Raw genomic sequence first — 14,961 nt, forward strand, 5'->3', positions numbered from 1 at the left:
CCTCGTCGGGCGATCAGCGGTTCCGACGCCCCGCGTCCACAGTAGACGGCGGCACTTGTCCACGTCGTAGCTCCGGTCGGGGTACAGGCACCGGGGCTTGCGGCGGGCGTCCCCGCACGCGCGATCCGTCCACGGAGCAGTCGCCCTCGATCCAGTCCCGCAGCCGGTGCCGGAACATGACTCCGGAGCAGCCCGCGCTCTCGGCCGGAAGGCCGCGCCAGGAAACGCCGGGGCGCAGGGGCGCAGGACAGACGTGGTGACGCCCGGTCCGGAACGCGAAGCCGCCCGGGTGATCGCGGCCGACTGGTCAGGCGGCCGGGGCCGCCGTTGACGTCGCTCAGCGGTCGATCGCGGATTCCGCGGGGTTGTGTGTGCCGTCTCGGAGTCGATGGCGGCGGTGGCCTCGTCGAGGACGAGAACGAGGACGGCCGGATCGAGGAGGACCGCACGAACCGGGCCGATCAGCTGGACTTCACCCGCACAGAGCCCGCCCGCACCTCACCGGCCGGGGGTGGGGGCGAGGAGGTCCAGCAGCCGGTGCGCTCACGCGGGATCGGCCGCCGTGCTCTCGATCAGGCTCTTGGGCCGCAGGTCGGTCCAGTTCCGCTCCACGTAGTCCAGGCAGGCCTGACGGGTGTCCTCGGGGTGGGCCACGGTCCACCCGGCGGGCACCTCGGCGAAGGCGGGCCACAAGGAGTGCTGTCCCTCGTCGTTGACGAGCACCAGATAGGTGCCGTTCTCGTCCTCGAACGGGTTGGCCACAGCATCCTCCGTCAACTTAGGCAAGGCTCTCTTTACTTGGACGTCGGCGATCCTACCCATCTCTTTCTCGGTTGACCCACCGAATCTCACAACTCCCTTCCGTTGCACACCGCCGGCACGGCCGTACCAGCACGGCGCCGCGCCCTTCGCTCCGGCTGCCCGTGGCGGCTTCCCCGTCCACCACGCCCGTCTTCTCCCCCGGAGCCCGACGACACCCGGTGCCCCGCCGCCCGCGCGGGGGTGTTGTGCCAGAATCCAGCGCATGTCAGTTCGATACCCGCGCCCCCTGCGCCCCGGTGACCGCATCGGAATCACCTCCCCTTCGAGCGGAGTGCCCAAGGAGCTGCGCGAGCGGCTCGCCGTGGCGGTGCGCGATGTGGAGGCACGGGGGTACGAGGTCGTGACCGGCCGGTGCATGGACGGTTCGGGGCATGTCAGCGCGCCCGCGGCCGACCGGGCGGCCGAGTTGACGGAGATGCTGACGGATCCCGCGATCCGGGCCGTGGTGCCGCCGTGGGGCGGGGAGACCGCGCTCGACCTGCTGCCGCTGATCGACTGGGACGCCGTGCGGACGGCCGAGCCGACCTGGCTGGTGGGCTACTCGGACATGTCGACCGTGATGACACCGCTGACCCTGCTCACCGGGGTGGCGACCGTGCACGGGAACAACCTCATGGACACCCCCTACCGGGTGCCGGAGGGGCTGGTGTCCTGGTTCGACATCGTCGCCGCCCCGCCGGGCCACCGGTTCACCCAGGTCCCGCCGGAACGGCACCGGGCCTCGGGCTGGGACGACTGGGCGGAGCACCCCGACGCCCGTACGCTCACGCTCGACACCCCGGGGCGGTGGACCCGACTGGACGGCGACGGGGACGTGGACGTGGAGGGGCGGCTCATCGGCGGCTGCACCGAAATGCTGTGCAACCTCACGGGAACCCCGTACCTCGACTCCTCCTCCTTCGCCCGGGCGCACGCCCCAGACGGTCTGCTCGTGTACGTGGAGGCTGCGGGCGAGGACGCGCTCGCCATCTGCCGCTACCTGCACGGGATGCGGATGGCCGGATTCTTCGACACGGCGCGGGCGGTGCTGGTCGGCCGGACCTCGGCGCCGGGCACTCCGTCGCTCGGTCAGCATGAGGCGGTGCTCGACGCGCTCGGTCCGCTGAACGTGCCGATCCTTGCCGACGTCGAGTGCGGGCACGTGCCCCCGTACATGCCGCTCGTCAACGGCGCGCGCGCCCGGGTCGTGCACACCGCGACGCGCAGTGAGATCACGCAGACGCTGGACTGAGCGGCGGTAAGCCCTCCCTGTCAGCAGACGCGCGGCAGTTGCTCGCCCAGCGGCACGTCGGCCTCCAGGAACGCGTCGGCGTGGTCCGGGGGTACGCAGGCGACGGGCTCGCCCTCGCGGCCGCCGTACACCTGTACATGGCCTGATTCGATCATGTACGTGATGGTCCGCCCCCCGGGCGTGCCTAGCATGGCGGGATGAACCGACTGCCCAACCCCCACGCCCGACGTTCCGTACTCCGCATGATGGGCGGCGCGCTGGTTTCCGTACCGCTCGTCGCCTGTGGGGGCCCGGACAGTGCATCAGCGTCCCCCGGGAAGGCGGCGGGATCGCCGTCGGCGGCGGAGGACCCGACCCGCGCGTTCGCGGCGCTGGAGAAGGAGTACGCCGCCAGGCTCGGTGTGTACGCCGTCGACACCGGGAGCGGGCGTGCGGTCGCCCATCGTGATGGGGAGCGGTTCGCGTACGCCTCCACGTTCAAGGCGCTGGCGGCGGGGGCGGTGCTGCACAAGCACGGGCTGAGCGGGCTGATGCGCGTCGTGACGTACCGCCGCGAGGATCTCGTCGACTACTCCCCCGTCACCGAGAAGCATGTGGCCACCGGAATGAGCCTGGGCGACCTGTGCGACGCCGCCGTCCGCTACAGCGACAACACGGCCGGGAACCTGTTGTTCGACGCGCTCGGCGGGCCCCGGGGGCTTCAGAGGGTGCTGGCGGGGCTCGGGGACGACGTGACGCGGATGGAGCGGCGCGAGACGGAGCTCAACAAGTGGAGCCCGGGCGCGACAAGCGACACCAGTACGCCCCGGGCCCTGGCCGAGGATCTGCGCGCGTTCGTCCTGGGCGATGTCCTCGGCAGGCCCGAGCGGGCCCGGCTCACCCAGTGGCTGCGGACCAACACCACCGGCGACGAGCTGATCCGGGCCGGGGTACCGAAGGGGTGGACCGTCGGCGACAAGACCGGGGCGGGCGGTACGTACGGGACGCGCAACGACATCGCCGTGGTGTGGCCGCCCGGCGCCGCCCCGCTCGTGCTGGCGGTGCTGTCCAACCGGATGGACGCGGAAGCCGCCTTCGACGACACGCTGATCGCGAAGGCGGCGTCCGTCGCCGTCGGTGCGCTGACCGGGCAGGACACTCCCTGACAGGTGGGTCAGGCCTCGGTGAGCACGGCGTCGATCTCGCCGAGGAAGTCCTCCAGGTCACCGGGGTTCCGCGAGGTGATCAGCGGCCAGCCGGAGGCGTCGTCGCGGACGACCGACTTGTCGACCCAGGTGCCGCCCGCGTTGGTGATGTCGGTGCGCAGGGAGGCGTACGAGGTCAGCGTCTTGCCCCGGACGTAGCCACCCTCCACGAGCGCCCACGGGCCGTGGCAGATCGCGGCCACCGGCCTGCCGGAGGCCGCGAACGAGCTGACGATCCGGGTGGTGGCGTCCTCCAGTCGCAGCGAGTCGGCGTTCAGCGTGCCGCCAGGTACCAGCAGGAGGTCGTACGCGGCGGGGTCGACGTCGGCGAGCGTGAGGTCGGGCCGCACGCTCTCGCCGGGATCGCGGTCGCCGACGAGGGTGCGGATCTCGTCGCCGGAGACCGCCGCCACGCCGACCTGGGCGCCTCGGTCGCGCAGGTGCCGGACGGGGACGACGAGTTCGTCCTGCTCGACCCCGTAGTTGGTGACGATGACCAGGATCCGGCGGTCGCCGAGATCGGTGGTGGACATGGACTGCTCCTCTCTTCCGATCTTCCGATGCTTCTGTTCCCTCTGCGTCCTCTGTGGCCTCTGGTGCTGCTTCTGGTGGGCGGGTCCCACAGCACGGCGGACGCGGGCTCCGGCCGCAGGGTGCGGGGATGGACCAGCCGGTCCTTCAGCCCCGCCCTGGCCACCTGCCAGGACGCGACGCACAGGGGTTCGTGCCAGGCCCCTACGGGCGTGGCCGGCAGCACCGTGTCGGCCGGGTCCAGGCAGACGTCCGCGCCCCTGGTCCCCACTGTGGCGCAGCGGTGCGAGAGGCGCGCGGTGAAGTGGACCATGCCGCTCGGCGGAACCGTGCGCCTCCCCTTCCGCCGTCGGCCCCCTACCGTGGAGGTGGAGCCATGCACCGGGTACCCGCACCCGTCCGGGTCACACCGTCGCACCGCACGTGCGGCAGCGACCGGTGGACCGGGGCTCCCGATATGGCCGGGCCGTCGGCGCCCCGCGTCTTCGGCCGGAGGCCGTATCCGGGAGGAGTGCTCCTCGCGGCAAGGGGTACCCAGCAGGGCGGACCAGTCGTCCCCGGTCCCACCGGGGTCAGCACGGAAGGAAGCTCCCATGACCGACCGCAGGCCCGAAGGCGCCGCCCACAACGGGGCTTCCGGCAGCCCGCCCCCCATACCGGCGGACCTGCCGGACCAGCAGATGGGGGAGGACGAGGACCCGCTCGACACACCGGTGCCCGAACGGGTGGCCCGCGAGAGCGGCGAGCCCGATCCGGACGAGGCCGGTTCCGGCCCGGACACCCCGCGCAACGCCGGCGCGCACCCCGAGCACCCGACTCCGGACGAGTCGCCGGACTAGGAGGCCAGGCCGGAGGGCCCGGGAACGCCCTCGGGCCCCGGAGCGCGGTGCGTGCGCTCCGGGGCCCGAGGGTCGGTCAACCCGGATCAGGCGGTGGTGATGTTCTCCGCCTGCGGGCCCTTCTGGCCCTGGGTGATGTCGAAGGTCACCGCCTGGCCTTCCTGGAGCTCACGGAAGCCGGTGGAGTTGATGTTCGAGTAGTGCGCGAAGACGTCGGGGCCGCCGCCGTCCTGCGCGATGAAGCCGAAGCCCTTTTCCGAGTTGAACCACTTGACGGTTCCGCTGGCCATGCCTGTACCTCTCAGCAGTAAACGGATCCGCACCGCGCGGACCCGGAGGTGATCGCCCTGGTTCTCAGGCACTGCACAGCAAAACGCCCGCGCCAGGCGCGGGCAGGTACTGCGAACCACGACATCTGTCGGCGACGCTACACGGCGGGATCACTCCTCACCAGAGAGCAACGCCATTTTGCTGACGATCAGTGTCACAGTCACCGCACCGTAGCCTGCCGATCACTTTCCGTTCAGAGGTCGTCGGTGACCCGGACGGAGAGATTCCGCAGATGTCGCCGCGCGCCTCCTCAGACCTCCAGCAGCCGCCAGAGCAGAAGGAGACCCACTCCGCACACGAGCGCACCGCCCAGCAGGGCCAGCGCTCCCCGGCGTACGTTGTCCGGCTGGAAGCCGCCGAGCACGCTGAAGCAGAGCCGGGCGCCGTACGCCACCACGAGCGCCCCGCAGACCGTGACGGCGAACCCGGCCGCGATGGCGTCCCACTGGTCCTCGAACACCCGCTGGTAGGGGCCCTGGTCCCGGGTGGCCAGGACGTATCCGGCCGAGGTGAACAGGGCGGCGGGGAAGGCCACCAGTCCGAAGACGACCGCCAGGCGTCGGATCACCGCAGGGACCCTCCTTCTACGGGGAAGCGGGAGAGGCGCTCCCGGACCGACCGGGTCAGTCGTGCCTCCCACCGCTCCCGCTCGGCGATATGGGTGAACAGCTCCCGCATCCGGTTCACCTCCTCGATCATGGTGTGCTCCTCCTGCGCCATACGGCGGCCGAGTGGCCGCTCGATCATGAGGCCGAGGGCGATGTACGCGGCGAACGCGAGCGCCGCCACGGCCAGACCCACCGCCACGGCCGCACCGCCGGGGCCGTCGCCCGCCGCGGCGGCGAGCAGCAGCACCGCCGGGATCAGCGCGGCGAGGGAGGCCGCGGCGATCCGGGGCCGGCGGACCCGCCGTCGCCGCGCGCTGAGCGCCTGGACGGCGGCCAGTGTTCGTTCCGCGGCCGCCAGCGTCCGAAGGAACGCCGCTCCGCTGTCGATCGCGGCCATGTCAGCCCCCGTTCCGCTGCGTGATGAACGCCTGGAGTTCCTGGCCGAAGTGGGTGCGCAGCACGCCGATCTGCGCGTCGTCCAGCTGAGAGGTCTGCGCGGGCAGTCCCGGCAGGAACTGGTGCCGGATGAGGCGGGAGGCCATGGGGAGGACGGACAGGCGCAGCGACGTCTCGTTCTGCAGGTCCCGCATCAGGGCGGCGAACGGGGACTCCCGGCGGGAGCCGCCGGGGATGTAGTGGTCGCGTGCCTCGCCGAGGCGGTCCCAGTACAGATCGCTCTTGGACACGGCGACGATCAGCCACCGCAGCCGTTGGGCCAGCTGCCCGTCGATGATCGCGTCGACGAGCAGCCGGAAGTCCGCCGCCTCCTTGCGCCGGTGCCACTTCCGTACGGCTTCCTGGTCGACGGGGCCACCCTGGGCGGCGAGCGCCTCGTGGACGTCGCGCTGGGCGCCCCGCTGCCAGATCCTGTTGTGCCCCCAGCAGACGACGTGGACGATGCCGTGCGGGGAGGCGTCCCCGCGCATCGTGTCGGTCAGGGCGCGTTCGCGCTGGGCGGAGAGCTGGCCCGGGATGACAGTGACGGCTGCCCGGGTGCGGCGGCCGCCGGAGCGCAGGACGGTGGCATGCTTCTCGATGTCGGGGCTGCGGGCGCTGTCGCTGTCGCCGCTGCGGATCGACTGTGTCAGGGCGTCGTACAGGACGGTCTTGCCCGCCCCCGCCTCGCCGGTGATGGCGACGGGATTGACGGAGAGTCCGATCCTTCCGTGGAGGGTCGCCGCTTCCGGCCCGGGGGCCGGACCGCCGCCCTCCACGGCATGCCGGACGCTCTCCCACCGCGATCGAGTGTTCTCCCAGACGTCGGGCACGCGTGCAACTCCCCCGGTGTCGGCCGATGGGAAGATGCTATCGATCAACTGCACTCCGTGCAGGCGGACTTCCCGGAATCACGGTCCGGCGGAGAGTCTCCTGCCCCCGGGGCCGCTACTGGATGAAGCGGGGCAGCCAGCGCGCCTGGTAGTCGGGGTGTCCGGCGTACTCGGCGGCCAGTTGGCGTACCGCGAAGCCGAGGCCCACCGCGCGGCCGGAGGGGAAGTCCTGCGCGGGGCGGTCGGTGTCGAGGTCGGCGACCTCGACGTACTCACCCAGCAGGACCCGGTGGGTCTCGATGCGCTCCAGGGAGCGCGCCGGGTCCTGGAAGGCGATGTGCTGGTCGAACCCGCGACCCCGCACGGTGAACGCCACCCCGCCGGTGCGGTCGTGGACCTCGCCCGGCACGTCGGCCGGGCATCGCCATCGGTCCCCGCCGGCGGCCCGGGCGACCTGTTCCTCGTCGGCGAGCCGCGCCCGGACGAAGGCCACCATGTCTGCGTTGCCGCCCATTGGATGCTGCTCCCTTGCGCTGTTGGATCTCCGCACTCGATACGGGGAGCATTCTGATGGATGGGCCGGGCGGGGCACGACCCCGCTCCGGCCGGTTCACCCCGCCGTGTCGCCCGCGCTCCGCGCGGCCAGGTCGGTGAGGAGCCGGTGCAGCGGTTCGGTCTTGCGGCGGCGGTACTCCTGCACCGCCCAGCCGTTGCCGTCCGGATCGGTGAAGTACATGAAGGTGGCGCCGTCCTCGTCGGTGTACCGCTGGGGCTCGGACACCTCGACGCCCCGGCCGACGAGCTCGGCGTGGGCGGCGTCGATGTCGGTGACGCAGAGCTGGAGGCCGTGGTACGTGCCCGGTTTCGGGGTTCCCGTCGGGTTGGGCAGTCCGTCGGTGAGGGCGATCGAGCAGCCGGAGCCGGGCGGGGTCAGCTGCACGACCCGGGCGCCCTCCATCACTTCGGCGTCGATGTCGACATGAAAGCCCAGTTTGTCCCGGTAGAAGTCCCGGGCCCGGTCGATGTCGGTGACGGGAAGGACGATCACTTCGAGGGTCCAGTCCATGGTTCAGCTCCCTTTCGCGGGGCGGTCGGTGTCCGGGTCGGCCCGGAGTTCATCCTGCCCGCCGTGGTCGGTCTCCTCACCGGCGAGCGGGGTCGCGCCGCCCTGGAGGCGGGCCAGGTCCGCGGGCCGCACCTGGATGACCAGCAGGGCGATCAGGGCGGCGAACACGGCGAAGCAGGCCGCGACGACGAAGGCGCTGGACACCCCCGAGGTCAGGACCTGGTCGGCCCAGGGCGCTGGCAGTTCACCGGTTCTGCGGAACTCCAGCAGCTGGGCCGGGGTGGCCTCCCGGAGGAATTCGGGCACCTGGTCGGTGGCCTCGTTGCGGCTGGCCGTGCCGAACATCGTCACCAGGATCGACAGGCCGAGGGAGCCGCCGACCTGCTGGGTGGCGTTGAGGATGCCGGATGCGGCGCCCGCCTCCTTCGGGGCGACACCCGAGACGGCCATCAGGGTCAGCGACACGAACTGCATGCCCATGCCGAATCCGAAGACGAGCATCGGCCCGAGGATGGAGCCGAAGTAGGAGCTGTGGACGTCGGTCAGGGTGAGCCAGCCGAGGCCGCCCGCGGCGAACAGCGCACCGGCCACCATGAAGGGTTTGGGCCCCCACCTGGGCAGCAGCTGGGAGGCGAGTCCCGCGCCGACCGCGATGATGGCGCTCACCGGCAGGAACGCGAGTCCGGCCCGCAGCGGGCTGAAGTCGAGGACGTTCTGCACGAAGAGGGTCAGGAAGAAGAACATCCCGAACATCGCCGCGGCCAGGCTGAGCATCATGCCGTAGACCCCGGCACGGTTGCGGTCGCGGAACATCCACAGGGGGGTGATGGGCTGTCTGGAGCCGCGTTCGATGGCGATGAACCCGGTCAGGAGCACCACGGCGGCGGCGAACGACCCGAGGGTCAGGGCGTCGCTCCAGCCGTCCTCGGATGCGCGGATGAAGCCGTAGACGAGCAGCACCATGCCCACCGTGGAGGTGAGGGCGCCCGCGACGTCGAAGTGGCCGGGACGGCGTTCGGACTCGGCGATGTAGCGGGGGGTGGCCAGCGCGATCAGCAGGCCGATGGGGACGTTGACGAACAGGACCCAGCGCCAGTCGAGCCACTCCACGAGGAGCCCGCCCGCCAGCAGCCCGATCGCGCTGCCGCCCGCCGAGACGGCGGCGAACACGCCGAACGCCCGGTTGCGTTCGGGGCCCTCGCGGAAGGTGGTGGTGATCAGCGACAGGGCGGTGGGCGAGGCGATCGCGCCGCCGACGCCCTGGAGCGATCGGGCCGCCAGCAACTGCCAGGACTCCTGGGACAGTCCGCCGAGCAGCGAGGCGAAGACGAAGAGGAGCACACCGAAGACGAAGACCCGGCGGCGGCCGAGGATGTCGCCGAGGCGTCCGCCGAGCAGCAGCAGCCCGCCGAAGGTCAGCGTGTAGGCGTTGACCACCCAGGAGAGGTTCTCGGTGGAGAACCCCAGGGACTTCTGCATGTGCGGAAGCGCGATGTTGACGATGGTGATGTCGAGCACCACCATCAGCTGGCACGAGGCGATGACCAGCAGCGCCATCGCGCTGCCCCGGTGCCGTTCGGAGTTCTTGGCCAGGTGCTCGGGTGTCGCGTGGGAGCCCGTCATGGTGGGGTCCGTCTCTCGTGCCGAAGCAGTGCGCCGCGTGGGGCGCCCGGTCTCCGCCGGTCCGGTGAACGGTGAACGCGGGCGTTCACCCGATCGACGTTATGACGGAACCCCGGGCCCCGCCAATCGATCACCGGGCGCTCCCGCGGGGTCGTTTCACTGGAGCGCGTGGACCGCCGTGCGGAAGACGGCGGGGGCCCGGTGGGCGGCCGCGACGATCAGCCGGCCCGAGGACGGATGCCCCGCGGCGCTCAGCAGGGCGAGGGTCAGCAGCCGGTACCGTCGCGTGACCCCGGCCCAGCGGCGCGGGTAGTCCTCGGGCCGCCCGGCGCTCAGGCAGTCGACGGCGGCGCTCGCGGTGGCCACCGCGAGGGCGATGCCCTCCCCGGTCAGGGCGTCGACGTAGCCCGCGGCGTCGCCGACCAGCAGGACCCGCCCGGCCCGCTGCCCCAGCGCCCGCTGCCGCAGCGGACCTGCCCCGCGTACGGGGGTGGCGTCGGGGCCGCCCCCCAGCCGGGCGGCGAGGGCCGGGAAGGCGGCCAGGTGGCGTTCGTAGGGGCGGCGGTCGCGGCTCAGGACGGCCACGCCGACGAGGCGTTCGCCGACCGGGGTCACGTATGCCTCGCCGTGCCGCGACCAGTGCACCTCGACGTGGTCGGTCCAGGGGGCGATGGCGTAGTGGCGGCGCAGCCCGTAGCGGCCGGGACCAGGGACCGGCCGGTCCAGGCCCAGGGCTCGGCGCAGCGGCGAGTGCAGCCCGTCGGCCGCGATGAGCCAGCGGGCGGTGAGCCCGGCGGCCCTGACGGTGTGCTCGTCCTGGCGGATCTCCCCCGCCTTTCCCGTGACGACGCGTACGCCGAGGGCGGCGGCCCGTTCGTGCAGGGCGGCGTGGAGTTCGGTGCGGCGTACGCCCGCGCCGGGGCCGCCCCGGAACGCCGCCTCCGCGCTGCGCCGGCCGTCGGTGTACCGGATGCCCCGGAGGTCGTGGCCGTTCACCCGGACGCCGAGGCCGCGCAGGGCCGCGACGCCACCGGGCATGATGCCCTCGCCGCACGCCTTGTCGACGGGGGCGGTGCGGGGCTCGACCACCACCGCCTCCAGGCCCGCCGACGCGGCCCGGATCGCGGCCGCGAGTCCGGCCGGGCCGCCGCCCGCGACCAGGACGTCGATCATGCCCGGGCGTCCACTGCCGGGAGGCGGGCCAGTGCCCCGTCCTCGCAGCGGATCCGGACGGCCATCAGGGCGGCGTTGAGCAGGGTGAACACGAGGGCGGTCACCCAGGCCCCGTGGACCAGGGGCAGCGCCACGCCCTCGGCGGCGACGGCGACGTAGTTGGGGTGGCTCAGCCACCGGTAGGGGCCGCCTGTGACGCGGGGCAGGCCGGGTACGACGATGACGCGGGTGTTCCAGCGGGGGCCGAGCGTGCGGATGCACCACCAGCGCAGCGCCTGTGCGGCCACGACGAGGGCGGCCATGGCCCAGCCGATGGCGGGCAGGAACGGGCGTTCGGCCAGCCCGACCTCCGCGAGGCAGCCGACCAGGAGCCCGGTGTGCAGGGCGACCATCGCCGGGTAGTGCCCCCGGCCCGATTCCGTACCGCCGCGGGCCAGGCTCCAGCGGGTGTTGCGGCGGGCCACGACCAGTTCGGCGAGGCGCTCGGCGGCGACGGCCAGCACCAGGGCGGTGTACCAGACCATCTTGTCCCTCCCTTCCTACCAGCGCAGCAGCACCAGTTCGCAGCAGAATCCCGGGCCCATGGCCAGCAGCAGGCCGGGGGTGCCGGGCTCCGGCCTGCGCTGTTCGATGGTGTCGCGCAGGACGTGCAGGACCGAGGCGGAGGACAGGTTGCCGATGTCGGTGAGCGAGCGCCAGGTGACGTCGAGCGCGCCGTCGGGCAGGCCGAGGACCTCCGTGACGGTCTCCAGCACCTTGGGGCCGCCGGGGTGGCAGACCCAGTGGGCGATGTCCTTCGGCTTGAGGCCGTGTCCGGCGAGGAACTCCCTGACGTCGTCGGCGAGGTAGCGGCGGACGACGTCGGGCACCGCCGGGTCCAGGACCACGGTGAAGCCGGTGCTGCCGATGTCCCAGCCCATGACGTGTTCGGTGTCCGGGTACATCCGGCTGCGGGTGTCCACGATCTCGGGTCCGGCGACGGCACGGCGTTGTCCGAGGGCGACAACGGCGGCCGCCCCGTCGCCGAACAGCGCGGTCGCCACCAGGTTGGCGGGGGTCGCGTCCCGGCGCTGGAAGGTGAGGGAGCAGAGCTCGACCGAGAGCAGCACGGCGACGTCGTCGGGACGGCCGAGGAGGTAGTCGTGCAACCGGGCCATCCCGGCGGCCCCGGCGACGCAGCCGAGGCCGAAGACGGGCAGCCGTTTGACGTCGGACCGCATGCCCAGGCGCGTCACGAGCCGGGCGTCGACGGAGGGGGCCGCGATGCCGGTGACGGAGGTGAACATCAGCAGGTCGACGTCGGTGGGGCGCAGCCCGGCCGAGCGCAGCGCGCCGCGTACGGCCTGCGCCCCGAGGTCGACGGCGGAGCGGATGAACACGTCGTTGGCGTCGCCGAATCCCTCCAGTTCGCGGTAGCCGTCCAGGGGGAGCACGGTGTGCCGGTTGCGTACACGGGCGTTCTTGTGGAGCCGGTCCAGGACGCGGCGGTCGGCGCCTGGCGGCAGACAGGTGCGGGCCACCATGTCGGTGACCTCGGGCTGGGTGTGGCGGTGGGGCGGCAGGACCCCGTGGACCGCGGCGATCCGGGTCATCCTGGTTCCTGCTTCGGGGACGTCATGACCCCATCCTGCCCACAAGAAGTGACGAAACGGGGCAAAGGACCCGCCCGGTTGTCGCATTGACGGGTCGGCAGGTCCCTACGATCGCCCGATGGACGCCATGGACGGGACCCCGCGCACCGCCGGAGCGCCGCCACGCGGGCCGGCGGTCACCCTCCGGCCGGTCCGGCGTGTCATGGACCTCGCCGGCGCTCTGGCGCTCGCCTGCCATCCGGGGCCGGTGGCCGCCGTGACCGCGATCGCCTTCGCGCTGGCTCTCGGCTCGGGCCTGGGCGGCCCGCGGTCGGCGCTGGTCGCGGCGGCGGTGCTGGCGGGCCAGCTGTCGGTGGGGTGGTGCAACGACGCGTACGACGCCCGGCGCGACGCCCTCGCTGGGCGCCGGGGGAAGCCGGTGGCCGACGGCGCGGTCGGGGTGCGCGCGGTGTGGGGGGCGGCGGGGCTCGCGCTCGCCCTGTGCGTACCGCTCTCGCTGGCCTGCGGAGTCCTCGCCGGTACGGTGCACCTCGCCGCGGTCGCGGTGGCCTGGCTCTACAACCTGCGGCTCAAGGCGACCGCCCTGTCCTGGCTGCCGTACGTGGCCGGGTTCGCCGCCCTGCCCACGGCGGTCGCCCTGGCCCAGCCCGGCGGCCCGTTGCCCCGGTGGTGGACGGTCACGGCCGGGGCGCTGCTCGGGTTCGCGGCGCATCTGGCCGACACGCTCCCGGACATCTCGGTGGACCGGTCGGCCGGCATCCGGGGGCTGCCGCACCGGCTGGGCGGTGCGGGGACCCGGCTGCTGCTGCCGCTGCCGCTGCTGGGGGCCACGGCCGTGCTGGCGCTCGGGCCGCCCGGCCCGCCGGATGCCGGGGGCGCGGCCGCGCTCGCCCTGGCCGGGGCGGCGGCGCTGGTGGGACCCGCCCTCGGCCACCGGTGGCGCAAGGCGGCGCTGGCGGGGGCGGTGGCCGTGGCGGGGGTCGACCTGGCGCTGCTGCTGGCCGGAGGCCCGGCCGTACGCTGAACTCCCGGGCCGGCGGCTCGCCACCGGCCCGGGAGAACCCTTTGCGCAGCCTTATTCGGTCCCGCCGCGGCTCTGGGAAGTGCATGGCCGGGCCGCTACCCTCCGCGCATGATTCCCACGGTTGTCTGGGGTACCGGCAACGTCGGCCGCGCGGCGATCCGCGCCGTCGCGGCCCATCCGGCACTGGCACTCACCGCCGTCCTCGTCCACAACCCCGCCAAGTCGGGCCGCGACGCGGGCGAACTGGCCGGGCTCGGGCACCCGCTCGGCGTGGCGGCGAGCGACGACATCACCGCGGTCCTGGCCGAGCGGCCGAGGGCAGTGGTCTACGCGGCGTCCGGCGACGTCCGCCCCGACGACGCCCTCGCCGACATCGGCAGGGCGATCCGGGCCGGGGCGGTGGTCGTCACGCCCTCCCTCTATCCGCTCTACGATCAGCGCAACGCCCCTCCGGAGCTGCGGGACCCGGTCCTGGCCGCCGTCGCGGACGGCGGCGGTTCCCTCTTCGTCTCCGGGGTCGATCCCGGCTGGGGCAACGACGTCCTGCCCCTGCTGGTCAGCGGTCTCGGCACCGAGGTGGACGCGATCCGCTGCCAGGAGATCTTCGACTACTCCACGTACGAGCAGGAGGATTCGGTACGCCACCTGATCGGCATGGGGCACCCGATGGACTACCAGCCGCTGATGCTGGCGGAGAGCGTCCCGACGATGGTGTGGGGCGGTCAGATACGTCTGATGGCCCGGGCGCTCGGCGTCGAACTCGACGAGATCCGCGAGACATCGGACCGGCGGGCGCTGGAGTCGACGGTCAGCACGCGCACGATGGGCGAGTTCGCCGCGGGCACCCAGGGGGCCGTCCGGTTCGAGGTGCAGGGCATCGTGGGCGGCGAGCCGCGCATCGTCATCGAGCACATCACCCGGATCCACGGCTCGTGCGCGCCGGACTGGCCTTCCCCGCCCGACGGGGTGGGCGCGCACCGTGTGGTGATCGAGGGCCGCCCCCGCATCGAGGTGACGGTCGAGGCCTCCGACGAGGGCGAGAACCGGTCCGCGGGCGGGAACGCCACGGCCGTCGGGCGGCTCGTCTCGGCCATCGACTGGCTGGTGGACGCGGAGCCGGGCCTGTACGACGCACTCGACGTCCCGCTGCGGCCTGCGGTCGGCAGGCTGGGAAGGAGACCGGCATGATCATCGACATCCCGGAGGGCCAGGAGCCCATCGGTTACGTGTGGGGGGAGATGGTCCCCGGCATCGGTGTGGCCGCGGCCGCCTTCTCGATGTCCGTGTACGAGCACACGACCCTGGGGCTGCGGGAGTTCGAGGCGGCCAGGCTGCGGGTGGCGCAGATCAACGGGTGTCTGTTCTGCCTGGACTGGCGTACCGAGCGGGACGGGGCGAGGGTCGAGGAGGAGTTCGCCGAGGCGGTGACCCAGTGGCGTACGACCGGGGCCTTCGACGAGCGGACCAGGCTCGCGGCCGAGTACGCCGAGCGGTACACGCTCGACCACCACGGTCTGGACGGCGCCTTCTGGAAACGGATGGCGGCGCACTACAGCCAGGCGGAGATCGTGGAGCTGAGCATGAGCATCGGCTCGTGGCTGGCGTTCGGGCGGCTCAACCATGTACTGGGGATCGACGCGGTGTGCGTCCTGCCCGGTCACTGAGGGAGC

The 14,961-nt window shown here is 72.8% G+C and carries 19 protein-coding genes; 6 read left to right on the plus strand and 13 right to left on the minus strand.

Features of this window, described 5'->3' with window-relative positions:
- Positions 1-543: 543 nt before the first annotated feature.
- On the minus strand, positions 544-762 hold the full coding sequence (locus ACZ5WC_RS18620; RefSeq protein WP_096624000.1) for an MbtH family protein: 219 nt from the start codon (positions 760-762) through the stop codon (positions 544-546).
- A gap of 262 nt (positions 763-1,024) precedes the next feature.
- Between ACZ5WC_RS18620 and ACZ5WC_RS18625 the strand changes: the two genes are divergently transcribed.
- A complete protein-coding gene (locus tag ACZ5WC_RS18625; protein ID WP_468541802.1) occupies positions 1,025-2,053 on the plus strand; it encodes a S66 family peptidase in 1,029 nt (342 codons plus the stop codon).
- A gap of 20 nt (positions 2,054-2,073) precedes the next feature.
- Here ACZ5WC_RS18625 and ACZ5WC_RS18630 read toward each other — a convergent pair whose 3' ends face one another.
- Positions 2,074-2,208: a hypothetical protein gene (locus ACZ5WC_RS18630; protein ID WP_468541803.1), complete on the minus strand. Its 135-nt coding sequence runs from the start codon at positions 2,206-2,208 to the stop codon at positions 2,074-2,076.
- A gap of 42 nt (positions 2,209-2,250) precedes the next feature.
- On the opposite strand from ACZ5WC_RS18630, the gene bla reads away from it, so the two are divergent.
- Entirely contained in the window at positions 2,251-3,198 is a 948-nt protein-coding gene (bla, locus tag ACZ5WC_RS18635; protein ID WP_468541804.1) for a class A beta-lactamase, read from the plus strand.
- Between the two features lie 8 nt (positions 3,199-3,206).
- Here bla and ACZ5WC_RS18640 read toward each other — a convergent pair whose 3' ends face one another.
- Positions 3,207-3,770, minus strand: coding sequence for a DJ-1/PfpI/YhbO family deglycase/protease (locus ACZ5WC_RS18640; protein WP_468541805.1), 564 nt, complete (start codon positions 3,768-3,770; stop codon positions 3,207-3,209).
- A gap of 591 nt (positions 3,771-4,361) precedes the next feature.
- Here ACZ5WC_RS18640 and ACZ5WC_RS18645 point away from each other — a divergent pair.
- Entirely contained in the window at positions 4,362-4,607 is a 246-nt protein-coding gene (locus ACZ5WC_RS18645) for a hypothetical protein (RefSeq protein WP_468541806.1), read from the plus strand.
- Between the two features lie 86 nt (positions 4,608-4,693).
- On the opposite strand, the gene ACZ5WC_RS18650 is transcribed toward ACZ5WC_RS18645, so the two are convergent.
- The 10 genes from ACZ5WC_RS18650 to ACZ5WC_RS18695 form a co-directional block, all read right to left on the minus strand.
- The gene (locus ACZ5WC_RS18650) at positions 4,694-4,897 is read right to left on the minus strand and encodes a cold-shock protein (protein ID WP_003964323.1); all 204 of its coding nucleotides are present in this window, start codon (positions 4,895-4,897) and stop codon (positions 4,694-4,696) included.
- Between the two features lie 290 nt (positions 4,898-5,187).
- Positions 5,188-5,505 (minus strand): hypothetical protein, encoded by a 318-nt coding sequence (locus tag ACZ5WC_RS18655; protein WP_468541807.1) that lies wholly within the window; start codon positions 5,503-5,505, stop codon positions 5,188-5,190.
- Positions 5,502-5,942 carry a hypothetical protein gene (locus tag ACZ5WC_RS18660; RefSeq protein ID WP_468541808.1) on the minus strand — a complete coding sequence of 147 codons (441 nt, stop codon included), beginning with the start codon at positions 5,940-5,942 and terminating at the stop codon, positions 5,502-5,504. Before ACZ5WC_RS18660 ends, ACZ5WC_RS18655 begins: the two co-directional genes overlap by 4 nt.
- Before the next feature lies 1 nt (position 5,943).
- Entirely contained in the window at positions 5,944-6,813 is an 870-nt protein-coding gene (locus ACZ5WC_RS18665) for a hypothetical protein (protein ID WP_468541809.1), read from the minus strand.
- Between the two features lie 115 nt (positions 6,814-6,928).
- Entirely contained in the window at positions 6,929-7,327 is a 399-nt protein-coding gene (locus ACZ5WC_RS18670; protein ID WP_096623984.1) for a DUF6221 family protein, read from the minus strand.
- A gap of 96 nt (positions 7,328-7,423) precedes the next feature.
- Positions 7,424-7,879, minus strand: a complete 456-nt coding sequence (locus ACZ5WC_RS18675) for a glyoxalase superfamily protein (RefSeq protein ID WP_468541810.1) — start codon at positions 7,877-7,879, stop codon at positions 7,424-7,426.
- Between the two features lie 3 nt (positions 7,880-7,882).
- Positions 7,883-9,502 (minus strand): MFS transporter, encoded by a 1,620-nt coding sequence (locus tag ACZ5WC_RS18680; RefSeq protein ID WP_468541811.1) that lies wholly within the window; start codon positions 9,500-9,502, stop codon positions 7,883-7,885.
- A gap of 156 nt (positions 9,503-9,658) precedes the next feature.
- A complete protein-coding gene (locus ACZ5WC_RS18685; protein ID WP_468541812.1) occupies positions 9,659-10,675 on the minus strand; it encodes an NAD(P)/FAD-dependent oxidoreductase in 1,017 nt (338 codons plus the stop codon).
- Positions 10,672-11,199, minus strand: a complete 528-nt coding sequence (locus ACZ5WC_RS18690; RefSeq protein ID WP_468541813.1) for an isoprenylcysteine carboxyl methyltransferase family protein — start codon at positions 11,197-11,199, stop codon at positions 10,672-10,674. Before ACZ5WC_RS18690 ends, ACZ5WC_RS18685 begins: the two co-directional genes overlap by 4 nt.
- Before the next feature lie 15 nt (positions 11,200-11,214).
- Positions 11,215-12,267 carry a type III polyketide synthase gene (locus ACZ5WC_RS18695; protein ID WP_468541814.1) on the minus strand — a complete coding sequence of 351 codons (1,053 nt, stop codon included), beginning with the start codon at positions 12,265-12,267 and terminating at the stop codon, positions 11,215-11,217.
- A gap of 118 nt (positions 12,268-12,385) precedes the next feature.
- Here ACZ5WC_RS18695 and ACZ5WC_RS18700 point away from each other — a divergent pair, with 118 nt between their 5' ends.
- The 3 genes from ACZ5WC_RS18700 to ACZ5WC_RS18710 all read left to right on the plus strand — a co-directional run bounded on the left by ACZ5WC_RS18700 (position 12,386) and on the right by ACZ5WC_RS18710 (position 14,955).
- Positions 12,386-13,291, plus strand: a complete 906-nt coding sequence (locus ACZ5WC_RS18700; protein ID WP_468541815.1) for a UbiA family prenyltransferase — start codon at positions 12,386-12,388, stop codon at positions 13,289-13,291.
- A gap of 108 nt (positions 13,292-13,399) precedes the next feature.
- A complete protein-coding gene (locus tag ACZ5WC_RS18705; RefSeq protein ID WP_468541816.1) occupies positions 13,400-14,479 on the plus strand; it encodes an NAD(P)H-dependent amine dehydrogenase family protein in 1,080 nt (359 codons plus the stop codon).
- Positions 14,476-14,955, plus strand: a complete 480-nt coding sequence (locus ACZ5WC_RS18710; RefSeq protein ID WP_468541817.1) for a carboxymuconolactone decarboxylase family protein — start codon at positions 14,476-14,478, stop codon at positions 14,953-14,955. The genes ACZ5WC_RS18705 and ACZ5WC_RS18710 overlap by 4 nt, the downstream gene beginning before the upstream one ends.
- The last annotated feature ends 6 nt before the right edge of the window (positions 14,956-14,961 follow it).

It is taken from the genome of Streptomyces sp. NPDC033165, from assembly GCF_055577965.1.

What these genes read in the sequence shown, in the direction of transcription:
- ACZ5WC_RS18625 (WP_468541802.1), top strand. Translation starts at nt 1,025, where the DNA reads ATGTCAGTTCGATACCCGCGCCCCCTGCGCCCCGGTGACCGCATCGGA.
- ACZ5WC_RS18630 (WP_468541803.1), bottom strand. Translation starts at nt 2,208, where the DNA reads ATGATCGAATCAGGCCATGTACAGGTGTACGGCGGCCGCGAGGGCGAG.
- bla (WP_468541804.1), top strand. Translation starts at nt 2,251, where the DNA reads ATGAACCGACTGCCCAACCCCCACGCCCGACGTTCCGTACTCCGCATG.
- ACZ5WC_RS18640 (WP_468541805.1), bottom strand. Translation starts at nt 3,770, where the DNA reads ATGTCCACCACCGATCTCGGCGACCGCCGGATCCTGGTCATCGTCACC.
- ACZ5WC_RS18645 (WP_468541806.1), top strand. Translation starts at nt 4,362, where the DNA reads ATGACCGACCGCAGGCCCGAAGGCGCCGCCCACAACGGGGCTTCCGGC.
- ACZ5WC_RS18650 (WP_003964323.1), bottom strand. Translation starts at nt 4,897, where the DNA reads ATGGCCAGCGGAACCGTCAAGTGGTTCAACTCGGAAAAGGGCTTCGGC.
- ACZ5WC_RS18660 (WP_468541808.1), bottom strand. Translation starts at nt 5,942, where the DNA reads ATGGCCGCGATCGACAGCGGAGCGGCGTTCCTTCGGACGCTGGCGGCC.
- ACZ5WC_RS18670 (WP_096623984.1), bottom strand. Translation starts at nt 7,327, where the DNA reads ATGGGCGGCAACGCAGACATGGTGGCCTTCGTCCGGGCGCGGCTCGCC.
- ACZ5WC_RS18675 (WP_468541810.1), bottom strand. Translation starts at nt 7,879, where the DNA reads ATGGACTGGACCCTCGAAGTGATCGTCCTTCCCGTCACCGACATCGAC.
- ACZ5WC_RS18680 (WP_468541811.1), bottom strand. Translation starts at nt 9,502, where the DNA reads ATGACGGGCTCCCACGCGACACCCGAGCACCTGGCCAAGAACTCCGAA.
- ACZ5WC_RS18685 (WP_468541812.1), bottom strand. Translation starts at nt 10,675, where the DNA reads ATGATCGACGTCCTGGTCGCGGGCGGCGGCCCGGCCGGACTCGCGGCC.
- ACZ5WC_RS18690 (WP_468541813.1), bottom strand. Translation starts at nt 11,199, where the DNA reads ATGGTCTGGTACACCGCCCTGGTGCTGGCCGTCGCCGCCGAGCGCCTC.
- ACZ5WC_RS18695 (WP_468541814.1), bottom strand. Translation starts at nt 12,267, where the DNA reads ATGACCCGGATCGCCGCGGTCCACGGGGTCCTGCCGCCCCACCGCCAC.
- ACZ5WC_RS18700 (WP_468541815.1), top strand. Translation starts at nt 12,386, where the DNA reads ATGGACGCCATGGACGGGACCCCGCGCACCGCCGGAGCGCCGCCACGC.
- ACZ5WC_RS18705 (WP_468541816.1), top strand. Translation starts at nt 13,400, where the DNA reads ATGATTCCCACGGTTGTCTGGGGTACCGGCAACGTCGGCCGCGCGGCG.
- ACZ5WC_RS18710 (WP_468541817.1), top strand. Translation starts at nt 14,476, where the DNA reads ATGATCATCGACATCCCGGAGGGCCAGGAGCCCATCGGTTACGTGTGG.